Source organism: Ensifer sp. Root31 (assembly GCF_001424825.1).
GTDB classification, from domain to species: Bacteria; Pseudomonadota; Alphaproteobacteria; order Rhizobiales; family Rhizobiaceae; genus Ensifer; species Ensifer canadensis.
This window is the reverse complement of record NZ_LMCO01000001.1, coordinates 459,697-474,429: the sequence shown is the minus strand read 5'-3', so window position 1 is coordinate 474,429 and position 14,733 is coordinate 459,697. Positions and strand designations below refer to the sequence as shown.

Annotated in this window: 11 protein-coding genes; 9 read left to right on the top strand and 2 right to left on the bottom strand. The window is 63.1% G+C overall.

Annotated features, from left to right (window positions below; all coding sequences use genetic code 11):
* Window positions 1–11 precede the first annotated feature (11 nt).
* Window positions 12–1,883: a DNA polymerase III subunit gamma/tau gene (locus ASD00_RS02325; protein WP_057204365.1), complete on the top strand. Its 1,872-nt coding sequence runs from the start codon at window positions 12–14 to the stop codon at window positions 1,881–1,883.
* Between the two features lie 47 nt (window positions 1,884–1,930).
* Entirely contained in the window at window positions 1,931–2,254 is a 324-nt protein-coding gene (locus ASD00_RS02320) for a YbaB/EbfC family nucleoid-associated protein (protein ID WP_025425480.1), read from the top strand.
* A 120-nt stretch (window positions 2,255–2,374) separates the two neighbouring features.
* On the opposite strand, the gene ASD00_RS02315 is transcribed toward ASD00_RS02320, so the two are convergent.
* Window positions 2,375–4,198 (bottom strand): patatin-like phospholipase family protein, encoded by a 1,824-nt coding sequence (locus ASD00_RS02315; RefSeq protein ID WP_057204363.1) that lies wholly within the window; start codon window positions 4,196–4,198, stop codon window positions 2,375–2,377.
* Window positions 4,199–4,326: 128 nt separating this feature from the next.
* On the opposite strand from ASD00_RS02315, the gene ASD00_RS02310 reads away from it, so the two are divergent.
* From ASD00_RS02310 to ASD00_RS02300, 3 genes are all read left to right on the top strand, one after another.
* Entirely contained in the window at window positions 4,327–4,938 is a 612-nt protein-coding gene (locus ASD00_RS02310) for a LysE family translocator (RefSeq protein WP_025425482.1), read from the top strand.
* Window positions 4,939–5,045: 107 nt separating this feature from the next.
* Window positions 5,046–5,651, top strand: coding sequence for a recombination mediator RecR (recR, locus tag ASD00_RS02305; RefSeq protein ID WP_025425483.1), 606 nt, complete (start codon window positions 5,046–5,048; stop codon window positions 5,649–5,651).
* 62 nt (window positions 5,652–5,713) lie between these two features.
* Window positions 5,714–6,952 carry a lytic murein transglycosylase gene (locus ASD00_RS02300; protein ID WP_025425484.1) on the top strand — a complete coding sequence of 413 codons (1,239 nt, stop codon included), beginning with the start codon at window positions 5,714–5,716 and terminating at the stop codon, window positions 6,950–6,952.
* Window positions 6,953–7,000: 48 nt separating this feature from the next.
* Here ASD00_RS02300 and ASD00_RS02295 read toward each other — a convergent pair whose 3' ends face one another.
* On the bottom strand, window positions 7,001–8,635 hold the full coding sequence (locus tag ASD00_RS02295; RefSeq protein WP_038575795.1) for an MFS transporter: 1,635 nt from the start codon (window positions 8,633–8,635) through the stop codon (window positions 7,001–7,003).
* A gap of 260 nt (window positions 8,636–8,895) precedes the next feature.
* On the opposite strand from ASD00_RS02295, the gene rimP reads away from it, so the two are divergent.
* The 4 genes from rimP (at window position 8,896) to infB (ending at window position 14,702) form a co-directional block, all read left to right on the top strand.
* A complete protein-coding gene (gene rimP / locus ASD00_RS02290; RefSeq protein WP_081788827.1) occupies window positions 8,896–9,531 on the top strand; it encodes a ribosome maturation factor RimP in 636 nt (211 codons plus the stop codon).
* A 48-nt stretch (window positions 9,532–9,579) separates the two neighbouring features.
* Entirely contained in the window at window positions 9,580–11,196 is a 1,617-nt protein-coding gene (gene nusA / locus ASD00_RS02285; protein WP_025425487.1) for a transcription termination factor NusA, read from the top strand.
* Window positions 11,196–11,894 (top strand): RNA-binding protein, encoded by a 699-nt coding sequence (locus ASD00_RS02280; protein WP_025425488.1) that lies wholly within the window; start codon window positions 11,196–11,198, stop codon window positions 11,892–11,894. Before nusA ends, ASD00_RS02280 begins: the two co-directional genes overlap by 1 nt.
* A gap of 105 nt (window positions 11,895–11,999) precedes the next feature.
* The gene (infB, locus tag ASD00_RS02275; RefSeq protein ID WP_025425489.1) at window positions 12,000–14,702 is read left to right on the top strand and encodes a translation initiation factor IF-2; all 2,703 of its coding nucleotides are present in this window, start codon (window positions 12,000–12,002) and stop codon (window positions 14,700–14,702) included.
* The last annotated feature ends 31 nt before the right edge of the window (window positions 14,703–14,733 follow it).

Here is a 14,733-nt window from a genome sequence, read left to right as displayed (position 1 = left end):
CGGCAGGGTCGATGAGCGACGAAACGTCCATTTCATCCGAACAGAAACCAGCCGCCTACCGCGTTCTGGCGCGCAAGTATCGCCCCAAGGATTTCTCCGACCTGATGGTCGGCCAGGAGCCGATGGTGCGCACGCTGACCAACGCGTTCGAAACCGGCCGCATCGCTCAAGCCTATATGCTGACCGGCGTGCGCGGGGTCGGCAAGACCACCACCGCCCGCATTCTCGCCCGTGCGCTGAACTACAAGACACCCGAAATCGATCGGCCGACGATCGACCTGCGTGCTCTCGGCGAGCATTGCCAGGCGATCATGGACGGCCGCCATGTCGATGTCATCGAGATGGACGCCGCTTCCCATACCGGCATCGACGATATCAGAGAGATCATCGAGCAGGTGCGCTACCGCCCGGTTTCGGCGCGCTACAAAGTCTACATCATCGACGAAGTGCACATGCTGTCGACGCAGGCCTTCAACGGTCTGTTGAAGACGCTGGAAGAGCCGCCGGAACATGTGAAGTTCATCTTCGCCACCACCGAAATCCGCAAGGTTCCGATCACGGTGCTGTCGCGCTGTCAGCGGTTCGATCTTCGGCGCATCAGCGGCTCCGACCTCGTCGGCCTGTTTTCGACCATTCTCGGCAAGGAAGGCGTTTCCTTCGATCCCGAAGCGCTGGCGATGGTCGCGCGTGCGGCCGAAGGCTCTGCCCGTGACGGCCTGTCGCTGCTCGATCAGGCGATCGCCCATGGCGGCGGTTCCGTCGAGGTCGAGACGGTGCGTTCGATGCTCGGACTTGCCGATCGCGCCCGCATCGTCGATCTGTTCGAACATATCGTCAGGGGCGACGTTGCCGCAGCCCTCGCAGAATTTTCGGCACAATACGAGGCCGGCGCCAACCCGACGGTGGTTCTGACCGACCTTGCCGATTTCACCCATCTCGTCACCCGGCTGAAATACGTGCCGGATGCGGCCAGCGATCAGTCCCTGAGCGAGATCGAGCGGACGCGCGGAGCGGAGTTTGCCGGCAATGTCGCCGTCAGCACGCTGTCGCGCATCTGGCAGATGCTGCTGAAGGGCATTCCTGAAGCCGAAAGTTCGTCGCGCCCGGCCGGTGCTGCCGAAATGGTGCTGATCCGGCTTGCCCATGCGGCCCATCTTCCGTCGCCCGAAGACGCGGCGAGACGCGTGCTCGAACTGTCCGGCAGCGACAATGGCAGCGTCCGTCCGGCGCCCGGTGGTGGAAGTGGCGGCGGCATGCTGGCGTCAGTCGGCGCGCCCGTGCAGGCGCAGGCGGCCCAGTCGACATCGATGGGACGGCCGACCGGCAACGGCGCGACGATGTTGCGCGCGGTTCCCGATGTCAGCCCGCAGCCGATCAGCGTCGGACACACCGAGGAGCGGCCGGCAGCCGCGCCTTCAGCAAAGGCTCAGCCGTCGGTGCCGGTCAATTCGGTCAGCGACATCGCCGACCTCTGCGCCAAGAATAAAGACATCAAGCTGAAGACGCTGGTGCGCGGCTTCGTGCGGCTGGTGCGCATCGAGCCCGGCCGGCTTGACGTCAACGTCCCGGATGATGCGCCGAAGACGCTGCTCGGCGAACTCGCCGTCAAGCTCAAGGAATGGACCGGCATTCACTGGATCGTCAGCTACAGCCGTGACCCCGGCGAGCCGACCATGATCGAAGCCGAACAGCAGGCCCAGGAAAAGCGTGTCAGCGATGCGCGCCAGGATCCGGATGTGGCTGCCATCCTCGCCCGTTTCCCGGGCGCCAAGATCACCGACGTGCGCATTCGCGCCGTCGAGGAGGAAGAGGCCGAGAGGGTAGCTCCGGCCACAGCCGAATCTGCCGATGGCGATATCGTCCCCGGCGACGATATCGAATAGTCGGTCGGAACGAACGACCGGAAATTTCTAGAGAACAGGAGACGACGATGCGCGACATCATGGGGATGATGGGCAAGGTCAAGGAAATGCAGGCCAAGATGGAGAAGATGCAGGCGGAAATCGCTGCGCTCGAAGTCGATGGTGTCTCCGGTGGCGGCCTCGTCACCGTCCGCCTCGATGGCAAGGGCACTCTGAAGAGCCTGAAGATCGACCCGTCGCTGTTCAAGGAAGACGATGTCGAGATCCTCGAAGACCTGATCGTCGCCGCCCACAAGGACGCCAAGGACAAGGCCGAGGCCGTCCAGGCCGAAAAGACCCGCGAACTCACAGCCGGCCTGCCGATCCCGCCCGGTATGAAGCTGCCGTTCTGATCGGCCGTTCTTCGCTGCTAGACCATTTCCAGGAAAAGTGCGAAGCGGTTTTCCGTCAGGAAATGCGTAAAAACAAAGAGATAGATCATTTGTGCGGTTCCGTCCAAATCGGAAACGACTCTATGAGTCGGGCGCCGGTGCGGGAACGATCGGTTTCGCCGGAGTGGCGCCGCGCGGATTGGTGTCCATGCTGGCGGTGATGCGCAGATCGGCTTTCTGTGTAGAGGCCGGCGGTATCGGTCGTTGATCGAGCGCCGCGCCGATCTCGGCGAGCTTGAAGGCGAAATCGTTGAGCGCTGCGCGTTCGGCCTTGGACGACCCCACCAATCCGGTCGGGTCGTATTTCGTCAGGATCGTTGGATAGTCGGCGGTGCTGTCCGTCGGCGGCGCATTGTAGCGCGCCGAGAGCTTTCTGAGCGATTCCGCCAATGTCGGCAGCATCGTCAACGCTCTACGCCAACGGTGTTCGTTGAAGTCGAAATCGTTAAGAAGAGTCTCGCCGGCCTTTCCGCCGAGTGCGCTGAGATAGGCGACGGTTTCGCGATCCATATCCAGATTGAGCCCACCCTCCTTGTCGTCGTCGAGCCTGACTTCGACGATCCGCTCGCTGTAACCGTGCAGCTGGCTCTGCAGCGTGTCCTGCCAATTGCGCGCCGTGTCGAGGATGGCACCGACAAAGCCGAACAGCCCGTCGACCGGGTAGATGGGCGCGACCTTGCCTTCGGACGTCCTGCGCGGAAGATAGACGCGGCTTGCCCCGTCCGCGTCATCGCCGTGCCGCCGCTGATCATAACTGGCAAGCGAGATGCCGAAGGTCGGTCGCCCAGGCAGAAGGCCGTCAAAAAGGTGAATCGGAAAGTTGCTGGTGATGCCACCGTCGGAAAACAGACAGCGGATGTGCGTAGCGGGATCGCGCCGTGCGCTGCTTTTCAGCGAGTAGTCGTAGCGGTAAAGCGGCACGGCACGGATCAGCCCGGGAAAGCTCAGGCTCATCCGGGCGAGAATGGCCACGGGCAGCTTGTTTGCCGGCGGTAGCTGGTAGAAGTCCTTCGACCCATCGGCCGCGACGATGTCGCGTGGTTTGCTCTCCTTGAGCAGGTACGCCATGATCGAGGACGGAAACAACGCCTCGAACTCCGACTTGCGATAATTATGGACCCGGTCTCCGAATGGCAACTCGTAAGGACGGCGCGAGGAGAGGTCGGTGGTCACGCTTCTAAGCGTGATGTCGTGCGCCTCGAGGTCGCCAATTGTCAACGGCCTGTCCGAACCATCCTGCCGGAGGGGACCGGCTATCGCCTCTATTCTTTCGGAGATCCAGTTGGTGAAAGCCGGGTTCTTCATGCCCGGCTGGGTCAGGCCGCTGCAAAGACCGAAATCGTTGGCCGGCAAGAGCACCGCTACCGCCTGGTAGAATTGATAGAGGATCATCAAGATTGCGCCGGTCAAAGCGGTGACGATGCCGAGCAGTATTGTCGCGGCGCCGGTGCCGAGCACACCTGCAATAAGGATCAAAATGCCGGGTGCAGCGCCAAGCAACGCCGGCAGGGCAAAGACCCGCAGCGTCTCCAAGGCGCAGGCCATGGCCCTGCTGTGCTGGGTGCGAATGGCGGCCATGCCGATGCGAAAGAGGGGGGCCGTGTCGGCAGAGGGCTGAAAGAAGGTTGAAAGGTTTGCCGCCAGCTCGCCAGGCATGCCGTCGATGAGGGCAAAGCCGGCATTCTTCTCTTCCACCGTCGCGCCGGTTTGCCGCCGGTACTCCGCGGCCGCCGTCATCACGGCGGCGATCGCGCCAGCCGAAGTTCCGCCAATGTGCATGAAGCGGTAACGGGTTGCCAGTTCAGTGATGGCGCGCGGGAATACCACGCCGGAGGTGATGCCACCCTTCATGATGAGGTCGCACTCTTCGCTGGGTTTGGCGTAACCGAAAGTCGTATCGTTCATCGCACCCTCCATCTCCGAACAACAACATTAGATTGTGTTGATGTTCGATGCACGCAATTTCGCAGCGGCGGAAGGCTGGCGCCGACGGCAAAGCATGGTAATTTGCCGCCTCTCGAGGAGGATCGCGCATGACCATGACGTCCCTGCTTATGTTTGCCGGCGCCTTGCTGGTTGCGGCCGGCTCGCCCGGCCCGAGCGTCGCCGCCCTTGTGGCCCGCGTGCTTTCGAAGGGCGCGCGCGACGTTCTACCCTTCCTTGTGGCGCTCTGGATCGGCGAGGCCATCTGGCTGTCATTTGCGGTGGCGGGCCTGGCGGCGATTGCCGAAAGCTTCCATCTGCTGTTCGTTGCCATCAAGTGGCTGGGCGTCGCCTACCTGCTCTATCTCGCCTGGAAAATGTGGATGGCCGAACCGGATCTGCCCGGCGACAGCCTGCCGCAGTCGCGCTCACCCTCCAAGCTGTTCTTTGCCGGCCTGACGGTGACGCTCGGCAATCCCAAGGTGATGATGTTCTACGTCGCGTTGCTGCCCTCGATCATCGACCTGCGCTCGGTCACCTTGATCGGCTGGATGGAGCTGGTTGCGACGATGCTGGTGGTTCTGGTCGTGGTCGATTTCGGCTGGGTGACCATGGCCGCCAATGCGCGCAAGCTCCTGAAGAGCAAGCGCGCCGTTCGCCTCGCCAACCGCGCCAGCGCCGGAACCATCGCCGGGGCGGCCGTCGTCATCGCCACCCGTTGAGCCGTGCTTCGATGCGTCCGTGAGTTCCGGCGCAATGGAGGGCGGGAGCCGCGTGATATTCCGGCAAGGCGATTCCGTTTGTCGGCGATATGGGCTAAAAGCGCCGCATGGCAAAGCGAGTCACCGGTCCCGAAATCGAAAAACTGATCCAGCTTCTGGCAAAGGTGCCGGGGCTGGGGCCGCGTTCGGCGCGGCGCGCGGCGCTGCATCTGGTCAAGAAGAAGGACCAGCTGCTTGGGCCCCTGGCGGAAGCCATGGGCGAGGCCCATCGCAAGGTGCGCATCTGCTCGTGCTGCGGCAATGTCGACACGATCGATCCCTGTACGGTCTGCGCGGATGAACGCCGCGACCAGTCGGTGATCATCGTCGTCGAGGATGTCGCCGATCTCTGGGCGCTGGAACGGGCCGCGGCGATGAACGCCGCCTATCACGTGCTCGGCGGCACGCTGTCGCCGCTCGACGGCGTCGGCCCCGACGACCTCAACATCAAGGGGCTGGTGCAGCGCGTTGCCAATGGCGGCGTCCGCGAACTGATCATCGCCGTCAACGCCACGGTCGAGGGCCAGACTACCGCCCACTATATCACCGACCAGCTCGAGGGGATGGAGGTGAAGATCACGCGGCTTGCCCATGGCGTGCCTGTTGGCGGCGAACTCGATTATCTCGACGAGGGCACGCTGGCGGCCGCCCTTCGCGCCCGCACCTCGATCTGACACCTCGAATTGATCGGGGCTTTTGCCCCAACCGCCCGCGATCCAACCGATAGGGAAGCCGGATGCTGAGATTTCTATCACTGTCGACATTGTTGTTCTGCGTTTTCACGGGCTTCGCCCAGGCTGCCTCCAAGGCGGATGTCGAGAACCAGTTTCGCCAGTGGCTGCAGCGCGATCTCTGGCCGGAAGCCGAGAAGTCGGGTGTATCAGCGCGATCGTTCAAGGCCGCATTTGCTGACGTAAAGCTGAACTGGGACCTGCCCGATCTGGCCCCACCCGGCTTCCCCAAGCCGAAGGAGCAGAAGCAGAGCCAGGCGGAGTTTTCCTCGCCCGGCAGCTACTTCTCCGAAAAGCGGCTGCAGGGATTGGCGGCAACGGGGCGAAGCCTTGCTTCGACGCACGCGTCTACCCTGAAGCGGATCGAAAAGACCTATGGGGTTCCGGCATCGGTGGTCGTGGCGATCTGGGGCCGCGAATCCGGCTTCGGACGCGCGAAAATTCCCTATCCGGTCGTCGATGTCCTGGCGACCAAGGCCTTCATGTCGACCCGGCCGGATCTGTTCCGCCGCGAGTTGATCGCGGCCTTGCATATTCTGGACAGCGGCGACGTCGAAGAGGTGTCGATGCGCGGCTCCTGGGCCGGCGCCATGGGTCAGCCGCAGTTCATGCCGTCGAGCTTCCTGCAATATGCCGTCGATTTCGACGGCGACGGCCGCCGCGATATCTGGAACTCTGTTCCCGACAGCTTGGCGTCGATTGCCAACTATCTCGTCAAGAAGGGCTGGCAACGTGGCCGCGACTGGGGCTTCGAAGTGTCGATCCCGGCCGGCGTCTCCTGCGCACAGGAAGGTCCGGATCTTGCCCGGCCGATGTCCGATTGGGCGGCCAAGGGCATCACCCGCATTTCCGGAAAAGCCTTCCCGTCGCATGAGCGTTCGGCGCCGTCGATGATGTTGGTTCCGGCCGGCACTCATGGGCCGGAGTTCATCGTCACGCCGAATTTCTATGTGCTCAAGGAATACAACAACTCGGACCTCTATGCGCTGTTCATTGGCAACCTTGCCGATCGCATCGGCGCGGGTGGCGGTGCCTTCCGCGGCACCTGGGGCGATGTCGGCAACATGCTGCGCTCCGATGTCCTGGCGATGCAGAAGGCGCTGGTTGCCAAGGGCTACGACGTCGGCAAGGCCGATGGTCTGGCCGGCTACAAGACGCGCCGCTCGCTCGGCGACTGGCAGGCCAAGAACGGCCTGGCGCCGACCTGCTTTCCCGACGCCACGTTGAAAGCGAAGCTCCGGTAAGTCTGCTGCTGCCGGCGTGTTTACCCAATCCTAGGCGCGCGCTTCGCCTCAGTGCATGTCGACGTTCACCTGCCGCTTGTAGCGCTCGTAATGCGTCGGAACGATCGTCTGGCGCTCGATCATGCGATGCACCCGCGGTGGCGCTGCGCCGCGATGCAGCGCCGTCAGCTTGTCGCCGACCGAGGCGTCGGCTTGCGTCCGGCGCTGGTTATGGCGCACATATTCCACCCAGGTCGGCACATGGTAGGTTTCCGTCCAGGTGGTCGGAATTTCCAGATCGCGCATCAGCGCCCAATGGCCGGCGCCGTCGCGGATGCGGATGCGCCGCCGTTCGGCCATGGTCTCCAGAAACTCCGGTATGTCGGCATCGTCGATCTCGTAATCGATCATGATGACGATCGGGCCGCTGCGGGGTTTCAGGTCCAGCTCGAGCAGCGGCTCGTTGAAGCGGTTGAGCGGATCGAGGTTGAGCGACTTGAACTCGGGCAGCGGCAGGCGCAGGCCGATGACCGCACCCGCCAGCATCAACAGACAGGAGACAACAAGCGCATTGGTGGCACCATATTGCTCGGCCGTCGTGCCCCAGAGCCAGCTGCCGCCGGCAATGCCGCCGAAGGTCATGGTCTGGTAGAGCGACAGCGCCCGGCCGACCACCCAGCGCGGAGCCGAAAGCTGGACGGTGGTGTTGAACAGCGACAGGGCCAGCACCCAGGATGCGCCGGAGACCAGGAGCACGAGACAGCTGAGCCAGGCATAGGGGCTGAAGGCAATGACGACCGTGCTCACGGCAAAGCCGCCAAAAGCCAGGCGAACGATCGCTTCGCTCGACATCATTTCGCGCAGTCTTGCGCTCAGCAATGCGCCGCCGATCGCGCCGAGACCGAAGGCGCCGAGCATCAGGCCGTAGGTGAGCGGTCCGCCCTGGACGAGATCGCGCGCCACCAGCGGCAGAAGCGCGAGAATGGCGCTTGCCGAAAGGCCGAAGAGGAAACCGCGCACCAGCACCTTGCCGATATTGGGCGACATGACGACATAGCGCAGGCCTGCCGTAATCGCCCGGCCGAGCGTTTCGCGCGGCAGTGGGCTCATGGTCACTTCGCGCCGCCAGCGCATCAGCGCAAAGAGGATGGCGAAGTAGCTGAGCGAGTTGGCGGCAAAGGCCGCCGCTGCACCCGCCGTCGCCACGATCACGCCGCCGATCGCCGGGCCGACGCTGCGGGTGATGTTGAAGCCCATACTGTTCAGCGCCACGGCCGCCGGCAGGTCGTCGCGCGGAACCATGTCGCCGACCGAGGCCTGCCAGGAGGGGTTGTTGAGCGCCGTGCCGCAGCCGATCAGGAAGGTGAAGAGCAGGAGCAGCCACGGCGTAATGATGCCGAAATAGGCGCAGATGGTCAGAAGCGCCGACACCGTCAGCATGAAACACTGCGCCACCAGCATGATCCGCCGCCGGTCGAAATTGTCGGCAAGCGCGCCGGACACCAGCGAGAACATCATGATGGGAAGCGCGGTCGACGCCTGCACCAGCGCAACCATGTTGGCCGACGAGGAAATCGAGGTCATCAGCCAGGCGGCGCCGACCGACTGGATGAGGCCGCCGAAGTTGGAGGCGAGGCTTGCTATCCAGATGGTGCGGAAGATGTCGTGCTTGAAGGGGGCCAGTGGCGAAATACGGGTGGGCACCTCGTCTTCTCTCTCGTGTCTTTTGATTGCGATATCGAAGCGGTTCGTTGCCTGTTATAAACCTCGAAGGCCGAAGTGCCAGCCGCTGAAACTTGCCGTCGCATCGATTGCCTGCCATCCGCCCCGATCTGGCGGCTTCGGCCACCACCGGTCGAACACCTTGCAATTTGCGGCAACGAGGCGTATATGGGCCTCAAATTCTTGATCGGTAGATGAAGAGTGGGCCCGTCAGGACCCGCTCTTTTTTATTAGCCGGTCCCATGAGGAGACATCGTTTGTCCGATCCGACAACGGCTGAAAATGAAATTGAACCCCGCCTGATCACCGAGACCGGTCTTGATCAGCGCATCGCCGACATCATCGAACCGGTGCTGACGCCGATGGGCTATCGCCTGGTACGCGTGCGCATGTCCGGCCAGAACGGCATGACGCTGCAGATCATGGCCGAGCGCAACGACGGCACCATGACCGTCGAAGATTGCGAAGCGATCTCGATGGCCATTTCCCCGGTTCTCGATGTGGAAGATCCGGTCGACAAGGCGTATCATCTGGAAGTGTCGTCGCCCGGCATCGATCGCCCGATGGTGCGCAAGTCCGATTTCTTCCGCTGGCAGGGTCACCTGCTGAAATGCGAGACCTCGGTGCTGGTTGAAGGCCGCAAGCGTTTCCGCGGCAAGATCGTGTCCGTGGATGCGGATGGTTTCCAGATCGAGCGCGATCAGCCTGCTTATGGCGAGGAAGCGACGGTTACCATTCCTTTCACCACGCTTGCGGAGGCGCGGTTGATCCTGACCGACGACCTGATCCGCGACGCCCTGACGGCCGACAAGAAGGCCAAGGCAGCGCGCGCCGCGAACGAGAATTTTGAAGACGAAGATTCACCTATCGACGAATAAAAGCCGGGGCGGTGCTTGAGGCCCCCTGCAACCAGACGGAGACATGAGATGGCAGTCAGTGCTAACCGGCTCGAGCTTCTGCAGATCGCAGATGCAGTGGCACGCGAAAAGGTGATCGACCGCGAGATCGTTCTGGCCGCGATGGCCGATGCGATCCAGAAGGCCGCGCGCTCCCGCTATGGTTCGGAATCCAACATCCGTGCCGACATCAATTCCAAGACCGGCGAAATCCGCCTGCAGCGTCTGCTGGAAGTGGTCGAGAAGGCGGAAGACTATTCCACCCAGATCCCGCTTGAACTGGCCCGCGACCGCAACCCGGACGCCAAGCTCGGCGACTTCATTGCCGACCCGCTGCCGCCGATGGATTTCGGCCGTATCGCTGCCCAGTCGGCCAAGCAGGTCATCGTGCAGAAGGTTCGCGAAGCCGAGCGTGACCGCCAGTTCGACGAATTCAAGGATCGCGTCGGCGAGATCGTCAACGGCACCGTCAAGCGCGTCGAATACGGCAACGTCATCGTCGATCTCGGCCGTGGCGAAGGCATCATCCGTCGCGACGAGATGATCCCGCGCGAAAACATGCGTTACGGCGACCGCGTCCGCGCCTTCGTCTACGACGTTCGCCGCGAACAGCGCGGCCCGCAGATCTTCCTGTCGCGCACGCATCCGCAGTTCATGGTCAAGCTCTTCACCATGGAAGTGCCTGAAATCTACGACGGCATCATCCAGATCAAGTCGGTTGCCCGCGATCCGGGCTCGCGCGCCAAGATCGCCGTGATCTCGAACGACTCGTCGATCGATCCGGTCGGCGCCTGCGTCGGTATGCGCGGTTCGCGCGTTCAGGCCGTCGTCGGCGAACTGCAGGGCGAAAAGATCGATATCATTCCGTGGTCGCAGGATCCGGCATCGTTCATCGTCAACGCGCTGCAGCCGGCGGAAGTCGCCAAGGTCGTTCTCGACGAAGATGCGGAACGCATCGAAGTGGTGGTTCCGGACGAGCAGCTGTCGCTGGCCATCGGCCGCCGCGGCCAGAACGTTCGCCTCGCTTCGCAGCTGACCGGCTGGGATATCGACATCCTCACCGAGCAGGAAGAAAGCGAACGTCGCCAGAAGGAATTCAACGAGCGCACCAACCTGTTCATGGACTCGCTCGACGTCGACGAGATGGTCGGTCAGGTTCTGGCTTCCGAGGGCTTTGCGGCTGTCGAGGAGCTTGCCTATGTCGATCTCGACGAAATTGCCTCGATCGACGGCTTCGACGACGAAACGGCTACCGAAATCCAGACCCGCGCCCGCGAGTACCTGGACAGGCTGGAAGCTGAGATGGATGCCAAGCGCAAGGAACTCGGCGTTGCCGACGAACTGCGCACGATCAATGGCCTGACCAGCCCGATGCTGGTCGCGCTCGGCGAGGAAGGCATCAAGACCATCGAGGACTTTGCCGGTTGCGCCGCTGACGACCTGGTTGGCTGGAGCGAACGCAAGGACGGCGAGACCAAGCGCTTCGAGGGCACGTTCTCGAAGTTCGAAGTTTCGCGTGCCGACGCTGAAGCCATGATCGTTCAGGCTCGCCTTGCTGCCGGCTGGATCACGGAAGACGACCTCGCCGTCGAGCAGGAAGTAGATGAGGCGATCGAGGTTGCCGAAGGCGCGGAACAGGACGCCTGATGGCGACCACCGCATCGACTGACGCTGACGTTCTGCCTTCGGACAACGGTCCGAAGGACAAGAGCGGCAGCACCCGGACTTGCATCGTCACGCGCGAGAGTGGCTCGCCCGACGATCTGATCCGCTTCGTCGCCGGACCCGACGGCCGCATCGTTCCCGATCTGAAGCGTCAGCTTCCGGGGCGCGGCTGCTGGGTCAAGGCGGAGCGGGCGCTGGTCGAAAAGGCCATGGCGAAGAAGCTCTTCGCCCGGGCCTTGAAGGCCGACGTCAAGGTCGATGCGACGCTTGCCGATGACGTGGACAGGCTGCTCGTCGAGCAGCTTGCCGGAATGATGAACATGGCGCGCAAGGCGGCCCAGTTCATCTCCGGCGCGACGAAGACGGAGCAGGCAGTTCGTGGATTGGCGGCACTCGCCGTCTTCCACGCGAGTGATGCGGCAGCCGACGGCGTCCGCAAGATTGACCAGGCCCGCAAGGCGATGAGCTTTGTGGTTGAAGATGAAACGGAAATACCCGCGTTCCGCCCCTTCACGGCGGCGGAAATGGAGGGCCTTTTGGGAAGTAATGCTTTTATCCATGCCGCAACGCTTGCAGGGCAGGCGGGTGAGGGTGTAGTGAAGCGCGCAATCATGCTCGAAAAGTACCGTGGATCCGTCCCGGTCCGGGCCGAAGGCGGCGCTGGCAAGCCACAGCAATGACGCGCGTCACCGGCAAAATCCGGCATCGCGTACATTGTTTGAGACAATTTGGAAGACAGGGTCAGGTGATACGCATCCGGCCCTGATCGCTAGGAACGGAACTGAATGACCGACAACAACGACGACAAGACAGGCGGCGCAGCAGGCAAGAAGACGCTGACCCTGAAGCCCTCCGGGGTTTCGCAGGGGACCGTGCGTCAGGACATGGGCCGTGGCCGCACCAAGGCGGTCGTGGTCGAAACCAAGAAACGCCCCTTCCATCGCCCCAAGGACGAGCGCCCGATCACGCCGGTTGCCGCGGCTCCCGCCGCACGGCCGGCCGAACAGCGTCCGGCTCAGCCGCAGCCTTCGGGCCGCCCGGCCCCGCAGCCACAGCAGCACCAGACGCGCCAGGAAGCCAACCAGGCGAACCGTCCGCGCGTCGGTGTCGTTCTGAACCAGCTTTCCGCCGGTGAGATCGATGCGCGCCGCCGCGCTCTGGCCGAAGCCCAGATCCGCGAAGCTGAAGAAGCGGTCATCCGCGCCGAGAACGAAGCGCGCCGCAAGCGTGAGGAAGAAGCCCGTCTCCTGCAGGAGAAGGAAGACGCCGCACGTCGCGCCGCCGAGGAAGCAGCCCGCCCGGCTGTCGAGCCCGAAGCCAAGGCCGAAGAGGTTGTCGAAGAGCGCCCCGTGGCTGCTCGCGCACCTGCAGCCGGCGAGCGTCGCGTCGACAATCGCCCGCAGGCTGCACGGCCCGCCGCCGCCCCGGCAGCAGGTCTTCCTACGCCGGCACCGGCCGGTGCTCTGCGCGGCCGCAAGGTCGACAACGAAAAGGATGAGGATCGCAGCCCGCGCCCCGGCGCAGGTCCGGTTCGTGGCAAGGTCGTGCGTCCGGAGCCGGCAAAGCCGGTCACGCGCCCGAAGGGTGACGATGGTCGCCGCCAGGGCAAGCTGACGCTGACCACCGCTGCCGACGAGGATGCCGGCCAGCGCGCCCGTTCGCTGTCGGCGATGCGTCGCCGCCAGGAGAAGTTCAAGCGCAGCCAGATGCAGGAGACCCGCGAGAAGATTTCGCGCGAAGTCGTTCTGCCGGAAACCATCACGATTCAGGAACTGTCGCAGCGCATGTCCGAACGCGCCGTCGACGTCATCAAGTACCTGATGAAGGAAGGCCAGATGATGAAGCCCGGCGATCTGATCGATGCCGACCTGGCTGAACTCATCGCCGGCGAATTCGGCCACACCGTCAAGCGTGTTTCCGAGTCCGACGTCGAAGAAGGCATCTTCAACGTTTCCGACATCGAGGAAGAACTGGTCTCGCGTCCGCCGATCGTCACGATCATGGGTCACGTCGACCACGGCAAGACCTCGCTGCTCGACGCCATCCGTCATGCCAACGTGGTTGCCGGCGAAGCGGGTGGCATCACCCAGCACATCGGCGCCTACCAGGTCGAGCAGAACGGTAACAAGATCACCTTCATCGACACACCCGGCCACGCGGCGTTCACCGCCATGCGTGCCCGTGGTGCCCAGGCGACCGACATTGCCATCCTGGTGGTTGCGGCCGACGACAGCGTGATGCCGCAGACGATCGAATCCATCAACCACGCCAAAGCGGCCGGTGTTCCGATCATCGTGGCGATCAACAAGGTCGACAAGCCGGCGGCCAATGCCCAGAAGGTTCGCACCGAACTTCTGCAGCATGAAGTCTTCGTCGAATCCATGGGCGGTGAAGTTCTCGACGTGGAAGTCTCGGCGAAGAACGGCACCAACCTCGACAAGCTGCTCGAAGCGATCCTGCTCCAGGCCGAAATCCTCGACCTCAAGGCCAATCCGAACCGGACAGCCGAAGGTACTGTGGTTGAAGCCGAACTCGACCGTGGCCGCGGCGCCGTCGCAACCGTGCTCGTTCAGAAGGGTACGCTGCGTCCGGGCCAGATCATCGTTGCCGGCGACCAGTGGGGCCGTGTGCGCGCCCTGGTCAACGACAAGGGTGAACACGTCAAGGAAGCCGGTCCGTCGATGCCGGTCGAAGTTCTCGGCCTGTCGGGCACGCCGGCAGCAGGCGACAAGTTCGCCGTCGTCGAAAACGAAAGCCGCGCTCGCGAGATCTCGGAATACCGCCTGCGGCTTGCCCGCGACAAGGCAGTTGCCCGTCAGTCCGGTTCGCGCGGTTCGCTCGAGCAGATGATGACCCAGCTCCAGACCTCCGGTCTCAAGGAGTTCCCGCTCGTCATCAAGGGCGACGTGCAAGGCTCGATCGAAGCGATCGCCGGTGCGCTGGACAAGCTCGGAACCGACGAAGTGCGTGCGCGCATCGTCCATTCGGGTGCTGGCGGTATCACCGAGTCGGATATCTCGCTCGCAGAAGCATCGAACGCCGCCATCATCGGCTTCAACGTTCGTGCCAACAATCAGGCCCGTTCGGCAGCCGAGCGTGGAGGCATCGAAATCCGCTACTACAACATCATCTACGATCTGGTGGATGACGTTAAGGCGGCGATGTCCGGTCTGCTTTCGCCCGAGCGTCGCGAAACCTTCCTCGGCAACGCCGAGATCCTTGAGGTGTTCAACATCACCAAGGTCGGCAAGGTCGCGGGTTGCCGCGTCACCGAAGGCAAGGTCGAGCGCGGCGTCGGCGTCCGTCTGGTTCGCGACAACGTCGTCATCCACGAAGGCAAGCTCAAGACGCTCAAGCGCTTCAAGGACGAAGTCTCGGAAGTCAACGTCGGTCAGGAATGCGGTATGGCGTTCGAGAACTACGAAGACATCCGCGCAGGCGACACGATCGAGTGCTTCCGCGTCGAACACATCACGCGGACGCTGTAAGATCCGTCCGATTAGAAATTGTGCGGGCGCC

Coding starts and splice junctions, on each gene's coding strand:
- ASD00_RS02325 (WP_057204365.1), top strand. CDS start 12: ATGAGCGACGAAACGTCCATTTCATCCGAACAGAAACCAGCCGCCTAC.
- ASD00_RS02320 (WP_025425480.1), top strand. CDS start 1,931: ATGCGCGACATCATGGGGATGATGGGCAAGGTCAAGGAAATGCAGGCC.
- ASD00_RS02315 (WP_057204363.1), bottom strand. CDS start 4,198: ATGAACGATACGACTTTCGGTTACGCCAAACCCAGCGAAGAGTGCGAC.
- ASD00_RS02310 (WP_025425482.1), top strand. CDS start 4,327: ATGACCATGACGTCCCTGCTTATGTTTGCCGGCGCCTTGCTGGTTGCG.
- recR (WP_025425483.1), top strand. CDS start 5,046: ATGGCAAAGCGAGTCACCGGTCCCGAAATCGAAAAACTGATCCAGCTT.
- ASD00_RS02300 (WP_025425484.1), top strand. CDS start 5,714: ATGCTGAGATTTCTATCACTGTCGACATTGTTGTTCTGCGTTTTCACG.
- rimP (WP_081788827.1), top strand. CDS start 8,896: ATGAGGAGACATCGTTTGTCCGATCCGACAACGGCTGAAAATGAAATT.
- nusA (WP_025425487.1), top strand. CDS start 9,580: ATGGCAGTCAGTGCTAACCGGCTCGAGCTTCTGCAGATCGCAGATGCA.
- ASD00_RS02280 (WP_025425488.1), top strand. CDS start 11,196: ATGGCGACCACCGCATCGACTGACGCTGACGTTCTGCCTTCGGACAAC.
- infB (WP_025425489.1), top strand. CDS start 12,000: ATGACCGACAACAACGACGACAAGACAGGCGGCGCAGCAGGCAAGAAG.